Below are 12,072 nucleotides of genomic sequence, written 5' to 3' on the forward strand. Positions count from 1 at the left end.
CCGTGCGCTCCGTCCCGGCGTCGGCCCGGACCGGGAGCTGCGGTCAGGCGCTCTTCTCGCGCCGCTCGCGCTTGATCATGTCGCGCGGGACGAGGGTCGGAATGGCGTGCTTGGAGACGACGTCCCCGGTGACCACCACGCGGGCGACGTCCTGACGCGAGGGGACCTCGTACATCACGGACATCAGCACCTCCTCCATGATGGCCCGCAGGCCGCGCGCGCCGGTGCCGCGCAGAATCGCCTGGTCGGCGATGGCCTCCAGTGCGTCGCGGGAGAACTCCAGCTCCACACCGTCGAGTTCGAAGAGCTTGCGGTACTGCTTGACGAGCGCGTTCTTCGGCTCGGTGAGGATCTGCAGCAGCGCCTCGCGGTCCAGGTTGTGCACGCTGGTGATCACCGGGAGACGGCCGATGAACTCCGGGATCATGCCGAACTTGACGAGGTCCTCCGGCATCACCTGACGGAAGTGGTCGCTGGAGTCGATCTCCCGCTTGGAGCGGATGTTGGCGCCGAAGCCGATGCCCTTGGCACCCGCGCGGCCCTCGATGATCCGCTCCAGGCCGGCGAACGCACCGCCCACGATGAACAGCACGTTGGTGGTGTCGATCTGGATGAACTCCTGGTGCGGGTGCTTGCGCCCGCCCTGCGGCGGCACCGAGGCGGTGGTACCCTCCAGGATCTTCAGCAGCGCCTGCTGGACGCCCTCGCCGGAGACGTCGCGCGTGATCGACGGGTTCTCGCTCTTGCGCGCGACCTTGTCGATCTCGTCGATGTAGATGATCCCCGTCTCGGCCTTCTTGACGTCGTAGTCGGCCGCCTGGATCAGCTTCAGCAGGATGTTCTCGACGTCCTCGCCGACGTACCCGGCCTCGGTCAGCGCGGTGGCGTCGGCGATGGCGAACGGGACGTTCAGCATCCGGGCCAGCGTCTGCGCGAGCAGCGTCTTGCCGGAGCCGGTCGGGCCGAGCAGCAGGATGTTGGACTTCGCCAGCTCGATGGCGTCCTCGCGGCCGTTGCCGCCGCTGCGGCCGGCCTCACCGGCCTGGACGCGCTTGTAGTGGTTGTACACCGCCACCGACAGCGCCTTCTTGGCGAGGTCCTGGCCGACCACGTACTGGTCGAGGAACTCGTAGATCTCGCGGGGCTTCGGGAGCTCCTCGAAGCGCACCTCGGAGGTCTCGGCGAGCTCCTCCTCGATGATCTCGTTGCACAGGTCGATGCACTCGTCGCAGATGTACACGCCTGGGCCGGCGATCAGCTTCTTCACCTGCTTCTGCGACTTGCCGCAGAACGAGCACTTGAGCAGGTCGCCACCGTCTCCGATGCGTGCCACGAGGTGCTTCCCCTTCGCCAGGGGCCCCGCGGGGGTTCCGGGGCCTGGTGCTGTGGACCGTCAACGCCGACGGCGATCGGTCTCGCTGTCCGACGGTACTCTGCCGCGCCCCTGATTCCGTCCTCTTCGCCGGGTCTGCCCTACGCCCTGGGCGAATTGATACCGAACAGATGCCGACGCCGGAGCCGCCGGTGTGCCGGGGGCGGGGCGGGCGACCGACGCCGCGCCCCGCCCCCGGCGGTACCGACCTCAGGAGGTCAGCGACGCCTTGCGGGTGGAGATGACCAGGTCGACGAGACCGTACTCGACGGCCTCCTCGGCCGTGAGGATCTTGTCGCGCTCGATGTCGTCGCGCACCTGCTCGACGGTCTTGTTCGAGTGCTTGGAGAGCATCTCCTCCAGCTGCTCGCGCATCCGGAAGATCTCCCGGGCCTGGATCTCCAGGTCGGAGACCTGACCGCGGCCGGTCTCGGTGTACGGCTGGTGGATCAGGATGCGGGCGTTCGGCAGCGCCATCCGCTTGCCGGGGGTGCCGGCCGCGAGCAGCACGGCGGCCGCGGAGGCGGCCTGGCCCATGCAGACGGTGGTGATGTCCGGCTTCACGTACTGCATGGTGTCGTAGATGGCCGTCAGGGCCGTGAACGAGCCGCCGGGCGAGTTGATGTACATCTGGATCTCGCGGTCCGGGTCCATGGACTCCAGGCAGAGCAGCTGGGCCATGATGTCGTTCGCGGAGACGTCGTCCACCTGCGAGCCGAGGAAGATGATGCGCTCCTCGAACAGCTTGGCGTACGGGTCGTACTCACGGATGCCCTGCGAGGTGCGCTCGACGAAGCGCGGGACGATGTAGCGACCCTCGGCGCGCATGTCCTCGACGCGTGCCTTGGCGCTGGACAGGCTGGGGATGTTCATGGGGATTCTGGTCCTCCGGAGCGATGGGGCTGTGGTCTCGTGGGAGCCGGGCCGAGGGTCAGGCGCCCGTGCCGCCGCCGCCCGGGACGTCCGCGGCGCTGTGCATGATCGCGTCGATCAGGCCGTACTCCAGGGCCTCCTCCGGCTGGAACCAGCGGTCGCGGTCGGAGTCGGCGGTGATCTGCTCGAAGGACTGGCCGCTGTGGAACGCGATCAGCTCGGACATCCGCTTCTTGGTGCGGAGCAGCTGCTCGGCCTGGATGCGGATGTCGGTGGCCGAGCCGCCCAGCCCGGCGGACGGCTGGTGCATCAGGATGTTGGCGTTCGGCAGCGAGAAACGCTTGCCCTTGGCACCGGCGGTCAGCAGGAACTGGCCCATCGAGGCGGCCATGCCCATCGCGATCGTGACGACGTCGTTCTTGATGTACTGCATGGTGTCGTAGATCGCCATGCCGGCCGAGATCGAGCCGCCCGGAGAGTTGATGTAGAGGAAGATGTCCTTGTCCGGGTCAGCGGCCAGCAGGAGCAGCTGGGCGGTGATCTTGTTGGCGATGTCGTCGTCCACCTGCTGGCCGAGGAAGATGATCCGCTCGTTGAGCAGCCGGTTGTAGACCTGGTCACCCAGGCCGCCGAGCACGTCACCAGAGGCGGCGTGCGGCGCCATCGGGCCCATCTGCATCTGCGGGAACGTCACTTAGCCACCTGCTCAGTCGATTTGGACGGTCGCTCCACGGCCGTCACGATGTCGCACAGCTTCCGGGTATCACGGTGTGATTGTTGCTGTCCATGGACCCTAACGCGCAGGCCGGGCCGCAGAATCCCTCACGCAGAACTGTTCGCTGTGAGCGCAGGGTTCCCGGCGGGCGCGCGGCGGCCGGGCCGGGAACACAGCGGGCCCGGACACCGTGGGAACGGTGTCCGGGCCCGCTGCTGCGTCAGGGCGACCGGGGCGATCAGGCCTCGGTCTTCTCCTCGGCCTCGGCCTCGGCGGCCGGGGCCTCGACGGTCTCGGCCGACTCGTCGGCCTCGTCGTCGTCGAAGTTGATCTCGTTGCCCTCGGTGTCGACGACCTTGGCGGCCTCGACCACGGTGGCCAGCGCCTTGCCACGGGCGACCTCGCCGACCAGCAGCGGCACCTGGCCACCCTGGACGACCTGCTGCGCGAACTGGTCCGGGGTCAGGCCCGAGCCGGAGGCGCGGCGGATGAGGTGCTCGGTGAGCTCCTCCTGGTTAACACCCAGCTCCTCGTCGGCGACGATCTGGTCCAGGACGAACTGGGTCTTGATGCCCTTCTTCGCCTGCTCCGCGGTCTCCGCCAGGAACTCCTCCTCCGACTTGCCCTGGGTCTCCAGGTAGGTCGCGAGGTCGAGGCCCATCGGCTCCAGCTGGTGGTGCTCGAGGTTGTGCTTGCGGGTCTCGATCTCGTCCTTGAGGAGCTTCTCCGGGAACTCGATCTCGACCAGGCCGAGCAGCGCGTCGAGGACCTTCTCCTGGGCCTGGGTGGCCTGGTCGTACTCCTTCATGCGCTCAAGGCGCTTGCGGGAGTCGGCGCGCAGGTCCTCCAGGGTGTCGAACTCACTGGCCAGCTGGGCGAACTCGTCGTCCAGCTCGGGCAGCTCCTTCTCCTGGACGGCCGACACCGTGACGGTGACCTCGGAGGTCTTGCCGGCCTGGGTGCCGCCCTTGAGCTCGGTGCTGAAGGTCGCGGTGCCACCGGCCTCCAGGCCGACGACGGCGTCGTCGATGCCGTCGATCAGACGGCCCGAGCCGATCTCGTAGCTGACGCCGGCGGCGGTGCCGTCCTCCGGCACCTCGCCGTCGACCTTGGCCTCGAGGTCGACGACCACGATGTCGCCGGCGGCCGCGGCGCGCTCGACGTCCTTGACCGAGGAGAAGCGCTCGCGCAGCTGCTCCAGGGACTTGTCGACGTCCTCGTCGGTGACGACGATCGGGTCGACGGTGACCTCGATGGCCGAGAAGTCCGGGAGGGTGATCTCCGGGCGGACGTCGACCTCTGCGGTGAACTTCAGGTCACCGCCGTCGGCGATCTTCTCGACACCTTCGATGTTGGTGATGTCGGGCTGGCCGAGGACCTCGATCTTGCCCTCGTCGACGGCCTGCGTGTAGAAGCGCGGGAGGGCGTCGTTGACGGCCTCCTCCAGCACGGCGCCACGACCGAAACGCTGGTCGATGACCCGGTTCGGGATCTTGCCCTTGCGGAAGCCCGGGACCGAGACCTGCTGGTTGATCTTCTTGTACGCCGCGTCGAGGCTGGGCTTGAGCTCCTCGAAGGGCACCTCGACGGTGAGTCGAACCCGGGTCGGGTTCAGAGTCTCGACGGCGCTCTTCACGGTTTGGTCTCCTATGGGCTTGCGGTCAGGTTGTCTCCGCCCTCCCCAGTGGCGCCGGCCGGGGGCCGGAACGGGCGGGTCGGGCGAGACGGGCGATGGGCGGTTGGAGCTGCATCTCCCGTGGGGGGTGGACGGTGAGCGTGACTCCTCGCCCTCGTGCGGTTGACCTGGGTGTACGCCACAGGGACTACCGCCAGCGCCCCATCCTACCGGTACCACGAAAGGCGGACGCCAGGGCGCCGCCCCCGGGGGCCCCTCAGCCCCTCGCGGCGGGCTCCGGAGCCGCTTGTCCGGCCTTCTCCCCGGTACCCCTGCCCGGTACCGCCCGCATGGTGGCGGCGGCGTCGGAATCCCGTACCAGCAAGGCGATCGCGGCCGCCACGAGGGCGAGGGCGGCGGCGGTGAGGAAGGCCGCCCGGTAGGCGGTGAGGTTCGCCACGGGCGTACCCGAGGCGTCCGTGGTGAACGCCCCGACCGCGGTCAGCACGGTGCCGAGGACGGCGACGCCGAGCGCCGAGCCGAGCTGGCGCTGCGCGTTGTAGAGGGTGGAGGCGGCGCCGGTGTCGCGCGGGGTGATGGTCGCGAAGGCGGCGGTCTGCGAGGGCATGAAGACGTGCGACATCGCGTAGCCGGTGACGAACATCAGGGCGCGCACCGCCCACAGGTTGCTCTCCGGCCCGATCGTGGCCATCAGGGCGAGGCAGCAGGCCACCACCGTGGCGCCGGCGACCAGGATCCGGCGCGGGCCGATCCGCGGGTAGATCCGGCCCGCCACCTGGGAGGCGAGCATCACGCCGAGCGCCTCGGGGAACACCATCAGGCCGCTGTGCAGGGCGTCCATGCCGAGCGCGTCCTGCATCAGCAGCGGGAAGAGGTAGAGCATGCCGAGGAAGGCGGCACCGGAGAAGAGCGAGAGCAGGTTGGTGGTGCGGAAGATGCGGTCCCGGAACAGCCGCAGGTCGAGCATCGGCTCGGGGCGGCGCAGCTCGACCACGACCAGAGCCGCCAGCGCGAGCAGGCCGACGAGCGCCGATGCCAGGATCCGCGCGCTCCCCCAGCCCTCCGACGCGCCCTCGGAGAGCGCGTACATCGCCGCGCCGAAGCCGGCCGCGGAGAGCACGAAGCCGGCCCCGTCGAAGCGGCCGGCCCGCTCGGCGCGGTAGTCGGGCAGGAAGAACAGGCCGAAGACCAGGGCGGCGATGCCGACCGGCACGTTGACGATGAAGACCCAGTGCCAGGACCAGCCGTCCACCAGCCAGCCGCCGAGCACCGGACCGGCGGCGGGGGCCACGGCGGTGGGCAGCATCAGGATCCGGGTGGCCCGCATCCGCTCCTCCTGCGGGAAGGCCCGGAAGAGCATGGTCATCCCGACCGGGGTGAGCAGGCCGCCGGCCGCGCCCTGGAAGATCCGGTAGAGGGTGAGCGTGGTCATCGAACCGGCCGCACCGCAGAGCAGTGAGGCGACGGTGAAGAGGGTGAGCGCGACGAGGAAGACCCGGCGGGTGCCGTAGCGGTCCCCGAGCCAGCCGGAGAGCGGGACGAAGACGGCCAGGCTGACCAGGTAACCGACGTTGATCACGCCGACGCCGGCCGGGTCGGTGCCGAACTGGCGGCCGATCGCGGGCAGCGCCACGTTGACGATCGTGGTGTCCATGATCGACATGAACAGGGAGGCGACGAAGACGACTCCGACCGCGATCTTGGGGTTCATCCTCATCGGGCTCATCCGGGGCTCCAGCTTTGGGTGAAAAATCAACCACCCACCATGCCGGACCGGGGGCCCCGACGCCAACAGCCCCCTCCGACGCCAACAGGGCCCCGCCGAGGACGAGACCCTGCCGCACTGTCGGGGTGACCGGATTCGAACCGACGGCCTTCCGCTCCCAAAGCGGACGCGCTACCAAACTGCGCCACACCCCGTGGTGCCGAGAGGAAGCGTACACGCCGGGCCCCGCCGGTTCGGCGACATGTCGGAGGCCCCGGAACGAATCCGGTGTGCACGCAGCGGACCGGACCAGGTACGCTGTTCCCGACCTTCCGTCCGGCAACGGCCGGAGGCTCACGCGGGCGTAGCTCAATGGTAGAGCCCTAGTCTTCCAAACTAGTCACGCGAGTTCGATTCTCGTCGCCCGCTCCAACTGCCCGGCCCCGGAAAGACGGTCACCGTCCCTCCGGGGCCGTTCGCGTTCCCGACCGGCCGTCAGGCGCTCAGAGGCCGAGCCGCCCGGCGCGGGCGGCGGCCCGGTCGAGCAGCTGGTGGACGTCGCCCTCCCGGGTGGTCGGGCGGTCGTTGTACTCGTCCGGGGAGCTCGCCGGGCGCCCGGTGGCGTGCAGCACCTCCATCAGCTGCACCCGGGCGGTGCGGACGGTGGCCGGGGTGCCGTAGCCGTGGGCCAGGACGGCGGCCTGGGCGCCGAGCAGGCAGACCCGGCCGGCCGCGTCCCACATCGCCCCCTGGAGCCAGCCGGCGGCCCCGATGTACCGGGAGGCGAGCCGCAGGTGGTCGGCGGCGGTCACCGGCACCGGGCGGGCCGGGCGGCGCAGCACCCGGTCGAGCAGGGTGGCCGAGGCGAGCGGGAAGCCGGCGTGCCAGGCCCGGACGGTGGAGCCGAGCGGGCAGACGTGGGGCGGGGCGGGCCGGAGCACGGCCGGCGGGCCCGCCGGGCCGGGCAGCGAGGCGAGGTACGCCTCGATCTCGGCCACCAGGCCGGAGCCGCCCGGGGCGAGCAGCGGCGGAGGGGGCGTCAGGTCGGTGCGGGGCATGCGGTTCTCCAGGCGGTGCCTACGGTTACCGCTACCCAAAATGGTGCATAAGGGTCATTCCCGCGACCGGAGCCGGCCGGCTCACCGGGCGGGCGGGTGCGTCGCCGCGGTTTCCCGGCGGGGCTCCGGGCCGATAGCCTCGGCGGCGTTCGAGCGCAGTTCGAGAACGCTGCGAGGCCGAGGCGGCTGCGAGCCCGAGATGGAGGAGTACCCGTGCGTCCCCAGGACCGACTGGCCGTCATACAGCGCTGCGTGGTCCGGGAGATGGCGCGGCTCGGCCAGGTGTTCACGGTCGACGGCGAGGTGGTGCGCGGCCCGGGGACGACGGCGGTCGCCGTCCGCGAGCACCCGGGCGACGACGGCGCCGGCCACGTCGACCTGGGTTACGTGCTGCACCTGGGCCGGGCCGACGCGCCGGTGGTCTGGGACTGCGCGGCCGGGCTCGGCAAGACCGAGGAGGAGAAGCTCGCCAACGCCGTGCGGATGTGGGCGACCACCACCGCGTCGGCGCTGGTGGAGCTGGCCGAGGGCCGGGGCGCGCACGGCGACCACGCCGACCCCCCGGAGCTGCCGGGCTGGCACACCGTCCAGGGGCCCGCGGCGGTCTTCGGCTTCGGCAACGAGCGGCTGGCCGGCTGGCTCGCGGAGCACCGGGTGCTGCCCGCACTGGCGCCCGCGCTGCTGCCGGAGCTGACCGGGCCCGGGCCGGTCGGGGTCAAGCTGTTCCTGGGCGGCAAGGCGGGGGACGACGTCGCCGAGGTCCGGATCAACGGCGAGGTGTCGGAGGCCGCCTCGGCGGCACTGGGCGCGCTGGACTGGCCGCGCGGCGAACGGCTCTGCTGGGCACGGCTGTTCGTGCTGCTGACGGCCCGGCAGCCGGCGGTGCGGCCGGTCGCGCCGACGGGCGCCGCTGCGCCCGCGGCGGTCCGCACGGCGGCGGCCCCGGCGGCGGCGCGGGCCCGCGGGCTGTTCGGACGCTGGCGGCAGGCCAGACGGGCCGGCCGGTGACCCGGACGGCCGCCCCCCGCCGCATCCGCCGCTGACCGCGGGTCAGCTGGCGATGTTGGAGATGCTCTTGGCGATCTGGCTCAGGAAGTCCTGGATCGGCTTGGCGGCCGTGCTCTGGTTGAGCATGAAGCCGAACAGTGCGGCCAGGATGAAGTGTCCGGGCTTCAACTGCTTGTTGCGGATGAAGATGAAGCAGACGATGCCGAACAGGACCAGCGCGGAGACGGAGAGTGCCACCCGGACTCACTTCCTCGTTTCGTAGCGGGGTGCCATCGGCTGGCAGCCCCTGTGGAGCCGGACCCCGGCCTGTCCGACGGTCCCGAGGCGGAACGGCAGTTCGTCCGGCACCTTGCCACCGGAGGGAGAGCCCGGTACGGCCGCACGCTGTCCGTCGTGCCGCACGTGACGCCCCCATCCCCCGAATCCTGACCAGTCCCGCCCGGACTCAGTGTGGTCGACCGTGCCGATTGCGTAAAGGTCTGACTGTCTGCCGAACGCCGATATCCTGCGATGCGAGACGAGTTTCCGCCGACCGAGACGATAGCCGAGACAATCCGACGAATCGTCGGCGGGGCGGCGCTGAGCGGCCGGGAAACGCCCGGCGGGCGGGAGCGGAACGGGCAGGTCCGCAACGGTGACGGCCCGTCGGAAATGGCCGAAGATCAGCTCCCGGGCTTGACAGCCACTGCCCCCGGCATGTGCCCGGCGGTAGCCGGTGACGGTCCGGCAGGTGGGACGCCGGCGAACCGGCCGACGGCGGCGGCGGGCGGTCCGGGTTCAGTCGCGCCAGAGCAGCAGGACGGCACGGTCGTCGTTGATGTCCCGGGCGACCGTCTCGATCAGCCGGGAGGCCGCACCGGCCCCGGCCCCGGGGCCCGAGCCGGGGGCCAGCCGGTCGGCCTCGCCCATCAGCCGGTCCATGCCCTCCGAGAGGTCCCGGCCGGGCGCCTCGACCATGCCGTCGGTGCAGAGCAGCAGGACGTCGCCGCGGTTCAGCCGCCCGCGCACGCCGACGAACTCGGCGCCGTCGTAGATGCCGAGCGCCGCGCCCTCCTCGGCCTCCTTCATCTCCCAGCGCCCGGCCCCGGCCAGCCGCTGCATGCCGGGCAGGTGGCCGGCCGAGAGCAGCTCGTACTCACCGGTGTCCAGGTCGAGGACGAGGTGCACGGCGGTCGCGAAGCCCTCCTCCCAGGACTGCCGGAGCAGGTAGCCGTTGGCGGCGGGCAGGAACTCGTGGGCGGGCAGCGAGCCGAGCAGGCCGCCGAAGGCGCCGGAGAGCAGCAGGGCCCGGGAGCCCGCGTCCATGCCCTTGCCGGAGACGTCCGCGAGGACCACCTCCAGCACCCGCTGGCCGGGGCCGGTGCGGGCGGCGACGACGAAGTCGCCGGAGAAGGACTGCCCGCCGGCCGGGCGCAGCGCCATGTCGGCGTGCCAGCCGTCCGGCAGCTTCGGGACGCGGCTCTGCACCCGCAGCCGCTCGCGGAGGTCGAAGAGCATCGTGGAGCCGCCCCACCAGGGGACGCCGACGCGGCTGCGGAACTGGGCCAGCAGCAGGCCGCCGACGCCGGCCGCGCCGACCACCAGGGCGGCGCCCGGGGTCACGCCGTACGTGTAGGCGTCCGGGTCGGCACTGGCGACCCGCTGACCGGTGTGGATCACGGACTCGGCGGAGAGGCCGAGCGCGGCCAGTGCGTACAGCACCACCAGGCTGCCCGGGCGCAGCAGCAGCGCGGCGGCCAGGATCGGCAGCACCAGCGAGGTGGGCGGGGCCCAGGCGGGGAGCCAGATGTTGAGCAGGATCAGCAGCGGGACGAGCATGGCGAGCGCGCAGAGCACCGGCCAGTCGGCGGCGCCGCCGCGGAAGTAGTCCACTCCGGCCGTGCGCAGCCTTCGGCGGACCCGGCGGAGCCTCTTGCCCAACCGGGCCGTCACGGGGTCGGGCACCGTGGCGGCGCCGGGCCTCGTCGCAGTCGTCTGGGGCGGTGTGCCCGGCGGTCTGCCAGCCATGGGGACCGACCATATCCACCGGCACGGCCCGGCGTCGACGGCTCGGCCGACGGCGGTGCCGTCGTGGCGCGGGCGCGTCAGCGCGTTTCGGCCGATCGCGCCGGGCGCCGACCGCTGCGTCAGGAGGCGTGCGGGGGGCGGGCGTACGAACCAAGCGGGCGGCGCATGCGCCCCGCGCGCGGGCCTGTTGGCGCGCCGGGCGGGCCCGGCGCCGCTGTGGCCGATCACACAGGTTCGCGCACGCCCGACGGACGCGAACGGCCGGCGGCGCTGCGGGAGCGCGGCCGGCCGTCGGGAGGGTGGGTGGGACGGGTGGATCAGCCCTGCTGCGGGTGGTGGGCCGGGACCGGCGGGAGCTCGCCGGTGGTCTCGTACTCGCTCAGCATGGTGATCCGGCGGGTGTGCCGCTCGTCGCCGCTGTACGGGGTGGCGAGGAAGATCTCCACGAACTTCGTGGCCTCCTCCTCGGTGTGCATCCGGCCGCCGACGGAGATCACGTTGGCGTTGTTGTGCTCGCGGCCGAGCGCGGCGGTCTGCTCGCTCCAGGCCAGCGCGGCGCGCACGCCCTTGACCTTGTTGGCGGCGATCGCCTCGCCGTTGCCCGAACCACCGATCACGATGCCCAGCGCCTCCGGGTCGGCGGCGGTGCGCTCGGCGGCGCGGAGGCAGAACGGCGGGTAGTCGTCGAGGGCGTCGTAGATGTGCGGCCCGCAGTCGACGGGCTCGTGACCCGCCCCCTTCAGCCACTCCACGAGGTGGTTCTTCAGTTCGTATCCGGCATGGTCGGAGCCCAGGTAGACGCGCATGGCACGAGTGTGGCATGCGCGCCCACCGGGGGTGCGCAGGGGGCGAGACCGGGCGGGCCGGGGCGGCCCGCCGGGGCCGCGGTGGTGCTCGGTGGTGCTCGGTGGTGGTGCTCGGTGGCCGTGCTCAGCGGCGGCCGAGGAGCTTCCAGACGAGCGGCAGGGCGCCGGCCGCGAGGACCGCCTTCAGGGCGTCGCCGACCAGGTACGGGTAGAGGCCCAGCTCGGCGGCGCGGGCGAGCGGGACGTCCAGCGCGAAGGCGAGGTAGGGGACGCCGACGGCGTAGATGGCCAGGCTGCCGAGGACCATCGCGACGGCGGTGTTCACCGGGCTGCGGTCGGCGCCGCGGCGGGCCAGCGCGCCGGTCAGGCCGGCCGCGAGGACGAAGCCGAGCACGTAGCCGAGCGAGGGCATCGACCAGCCGGAGGCGCCCGCGGCGAACCAGGGCAGGCCCGCCATGCCGGCCAGCAGGTAGAGGGCGAGCGAGGCGACGCCGCGGCGGGTGCCGAGCGCGGTGCCGACGAGCAGGGCGGCGAAGGTCTGGCCGGTGACCGGCACCGGCGAGCCGGGGACGTTCACCGACAGCTGGGCGGCCAGGCCGGTGAAGGCCGCGCCGCCGGCCACCAGCGCGAGGTCGCGGGCCTGGGCGCCGATCCGGGTGGACGCGGCGGGCAGCAGGTCGGCGAGGACGGTGCGGCGCATGGTCGGGGTGCTGGCGGTGGGGGCGCTGGCGGTGGCCATCGGGGCTTCCTCCCGGCTTCCTCTTGAGGATCAGGCTGATGATCAGGTGAGTGAACACCTGTGAACCTACGCGGTGATCGCCGGCCGCACCGACGGGGAACCTGACAAAGCCCCGGAGGTCGTCCTTGTCGGAACCGACCCACCGAACACGAC

The 12,072-nt window shown here is 71.9% G+C and carries 11 protein-coding genes and 2 tRNA genes; 2 read left to right on the top strand and 11 right to left on the bottom strand.

The features are described from left to right. Positions 1-43: 43 nt before the first annotated feature. From clpX to OH807_RS14770, 6 genes are all read right to left on the bottom strand, one after another. Positions 44-1,333 (bottom strand): ATP-dependent Clp protease ATP-binding subunit ClpX, encoded by a 1,290-nt coding sequence (gene clpX / locus OH807_RS14745; protein ID WP_406198567.1) that lies wholly within the window; start codon positions 1,331-1,333, stop codon positions 44-46. A gap of 249 nt (positions 1,334-1,582) precedes the next feature. Continuing rightward, on the bottom strand, positions 1,583-2,245 hold the full coding sequence (locus OH807_RS14750; RefSeq protein WP_406198570.1) for an ATP-dependent Clp protease proteolytic subunit: 663 nt from the start codon (positions 2,243-2,245) through the stop codon (positions 1,583-1,585). A gap of 58 nt (positions 2,246-2,303) precedes the next feature. Then, positions 2,304-2,918 carry an ATP-dependent Clp protease proteolytic subunit gene (locus tag OH807_RS14755; RefSeq protein WP_406210982.1) on the bottom strand — a complete coding sequence of 205 codons (615 nt, stop codon included), beginning with the start codon at positions 2,916-2,918 and terminating at the stop codon, positions 2,304-2,306. Positions 2,919-3,198: 280 nt separating this feature from the next. Next, positions 3,199-4,596 carry a trigger factor gene (gene tig / locus OH807_RS14760; RefSeq protein ID WP_406198572.1) on the bottom strand — a complete coding sequence of 466 codons (1,398 nt, stop codon included), beginning with the start codon at positions 4,594-4,596 and terminating at the stop codon, positions 3,199-3,201. A gap of 256 nt (positions 4,597-4,852) precedes the next feature. Then, entirely contained in the window at positions 4,853-6,322 is a 1,470-nt protein-coding gene (locus OH807_RS14765) for an MDR family MFS transporter (protein WP_406198574.1), read from the bottom strand. 120 nt (positions 6,323-6,442) lie between these two features. Continuing rightward, a tRNA-Pro gene (locus OH807_RS14770) sits at positions 6,443-6,516 on the bottom strand. Between the two features lie 143 nt (positions 6,517-6,659). Between OH807_RS14770 and OH807_RS14775 the strand changes: the two genes are divergently transcribed. Next, positions 6,660-6,733 (top strand) — tRNA-Gly (locus OH807_RS14775). A 71-nt stretch (positions 6,734-6,804) separates the two neighbouring features. Here OH807_RS14775 and OH807_RS14780 read toward each other — a convergent pair. Beyond that, positions 6,805-7,359, bottom strand: a complete 555-nt coding sequence (locus OH807_RS14780; protein WP_406198577.1) for a hypothetical protein — start codon at positions 7,357-7,359, stop codon at positions 6,805-6,807. Positions 7,360-7,572: 213 nt separating this feature from the next. Here OH807_RS14780 and OH807_RS14785 point away from each other — a divergent pair, with 213 nt between their 5' ends. Then, a complete protein-coding gene (locus OH807_RS14785) occupies positions 7,573-8,367 on the top strand; it encodes a DUF6348 family protein (RefSeq protein WP_406198579.1) in 795 nt (264 codons plus the stop codon). 42 nt (positions 8,368-8,409) lie between these two features. Here OH807_RS14785 and OH807_RS14790 read toward each other — a convergent pair whose 3' ends face one another. The 4 genes from OH807_RS14790 to OH807_RS14805 form a co-directional block, all read right to left on the bottom strand. Continuing rightward, complete coding sequence (locus tag OH807_RS14790; protein ID WP_406198582.1) at positions 8,410-8,604, bottom strand: hypothetical protein; 195 nt, start codon at positions 8,602-8,604, stop codon at positions 8,410-8,412. 540 nt (positions 8,605-9,144) lie between these two features. After that, a complete protein-coding gene (locus OH807_RS14795) occupies positions 9,145-10,299 on the bottom strand; it encodes a PP2C family protein-serine/threonine phosphatase (RefSeq protein ID WP_406198584.1) in 1,155 nt (384 codons plus the stop codon). 392 nt (positions 10,300-10,691) lie between these two features. Beyond that, the gene (locus OH807_RS14800; protein ID WP_406198586.1) at positions 10,692-11,180 is read right to left on the bottom strand and encodes a ribose-5-phosphate isomerase; all 489 of its coding nucleotides are present in this window, start codon (positions 11,178-11,180) and stop codon (positions 10,692-10,694) included. Positions 11,181-11,304: 124 nt separating this feature from the next. Further along, a complete protein-coding gene (locus OH807_RS14805) occupies positions 11,305-11,919 on the bottom strand; it encodes a biotin transporter BioY (RefSeq protein WP_406198588.1) in 615 nt (204 codons plus the stop codon). Between the last annotated feature and the right edge of the window lie 153 nt (positions 11,920-12,072).

This window comes from Kitasatospora sp. NBC_01560 (assembly GCF_045208415.1).
In the GTDB taxonomy this organism is placed as follows: Bacteria; Actinomycetota; Actinomycetes; order Streptomycetales; family Streptomycetaceae; genus Kitasatospora.